The sequence below is a fragment of the Pseudomonas sp. Sample_24 genome (assembly GCF_004307605.1).
GTDB lineage: Bacteria > Pseudomonadota > Gammaproteobacteria > Pseudomonadales > Pseudomonadaceae > Aquipseudomonas.
The window spans coordinates 1-1,523 of sequence record NZ_RCNW01000177.1 but is presented as its reverse complement, the minus strand read 5'-3'; the positions used below and the strand labels follow the sequence as shown (position 1 = coordinate 1,523).

Sequence of the window (1,523 nt, the reverse complement as noted above, 5' to 3'; positions counted from 1 at the left end):
AGGTGTGCGGCTTCTATACGGCGGCAGCGTGAAGGCGGCCAATGCGGTCGAACTGTTCGGCATGCCGGATATCGATGGAGGCCTCATTGGTGGGGCTTCCCTGAATGCAGATGAGTTCGGTGCGATTTGTCGCGCCGCGGGAAACTGAAAAAATGCTGGAAACAGTCGTAGTCGTTTTTCATCTGCTGGGTGCATTGGGCGTAGTTGCTCTCGTATTGCTGCAGCAGGGTAAAGGTGCGGATGCTGGCGCGTCTTTCGGAGCAGGTGCTTCAAATACTGTGTTCGGAAGCCAAGGTTCCTCTACCTTTCTTAGTAAGTTTACTGCTATACTTGCCGCAGGTTTTTTCATAACCAGCTTGGGGTTAGGTTACTTTGCTAAAGAGAAGGCTCACCAGCTGACTCAAGTGGGTCTCCCAAACCCGGCGGTACTGGAAGTTCCAAAGCAACAACCGGCTTCTGATGATGTCCCGGTGCTTCAAGAGCAAAAGTCGGCTACTCCAGCGACTGACGTGCCTCCAGCTCAAGAGCAGAAGTAAGAAGGGTTTCAAACGTAGTATTGCCGAGGTGGTGGAATTGGTAGACACGCAACCTTGAGGTGGTTGTGCCCATAGGGTGTAGGGGTTCGAGTCCCCTTCTCGGTACCAATTAGTCAGGAGAGCCCGCAGTTGCGGGCTTTCTTGCAGGTGGAAGGTTACATTGACCCTGTAGGGGATCGGTCGTATACTTCCGCCCCAGCTTTGTCGCGGGGTGGAGCAGTCTGGTAGCTCGTCGGGCTCATAACCCGAAGGTCGTCGGTTCAAATCCGGCCCCCGCAACCAGTTTAAGGAGCCCCTTTTAAGGGGCTTTTTGTTAGCTGGACACTTTCAACGCCGCTGTTCGACGGCGTTTCAAGGATGGGCGTTTCGCCCATTTTTTTATTTTGCATAGCATGCACATACATGCACTAGGGGGTTCAGGTGTCGAGCAAGCTAGAAGAGTTGCAGGCCTTGCTGGCCCCGGTGGTCGTGGCCCTAGGCTATGAATGCTGGGGTATTGAGTTTTCGGCCCAGGGTCGCCACTCAATGTTGCGCGTTTATATCGATAAAGAGGGTGGCGTGCTGGTGGACGATTGCGCCATTGTCAGCCGTCAAATCAGCGGTGTGCTGGATGTTGAAGATCCAATCTCCGTTGAATACACCCTTGAAGTTTCCTCGCCTGGCATGGAACGCCCACTGTTCACTCTTGAGCAGTTTGCAAAATTTGCCGGTGAACAAGTGAAGATCAAGCTGCGCTCGCCTTTTGAAGGTCGACGCAACTTTCAGGGCCTTCTGCGCGGTGTAGAAGAGCAGGACGTCGTGGTGCAGGTTGAAGACCATGAGTTCCTGTTGCCGATCGATATGATCGACAAGGCCAACATTATTCCCAGTTTTGACTGAGACGCGGATCCCGCGGATCCAATGGCTTGCGAAAGGCGAGGCGTACGATGAGCAAAGAAGTACTGCTGGTTGTTGAGTCGGTATCCAATGAAAAGGGTGTACCGGCAA

The 1,523-nt window shown here is 53.4% G+C and carries 3 protein-coding genes and 2 tRNA genes; all 5 read left to right on the top strand.

Features of this window, described 5'->3' with window-relative positions:
- Window positions 1–148, top strand: a 148-nt coding sequence (locus D8V06_RS09175; protein ID WP_177434401.1) for a triose-phosphate isomerase, incomplete at its 5' end; no start/stop codon positions are given.
- Between the two features lie 4 nt (window positions 149–152).
- The gene (gene secG / locus D8V06_RS09170; protein WP_017336473.1) at window positions 153–536 is read left to right on the top strand and encodes a preprotein translocase subunit SecG; all 384 of its coding nucleotides are present in this window, start codon (window positions 153–155) and stop codon (window positions 534–536) included.
- A 22-nt stretch (window positions 537–558) separates the two neighbouring features.
- A tRNA-Leu gene (locus D8V06_RS09165) sits at window positions 559–644 on the top strand.
- A gap of 97 nt (window positions 645–741) precedes the next feature.
- Window positions 742–818, top strand: a tRNA-Met gene (locus D8V06_RS09160).
- Window positions 819–956: 138 nt separating this feature from the next.
- Entirely contained in the window at window positions 957–1,415 is a 459-nt protein-coding gene (gene rimP, locus D8V06_RS09155; protein ID WP_007973115.1) for a ribosome maturation factor RimP, read from the top strand.
- Window positions 1,416–1,523 lie beyond the last annotated feature (108 nt).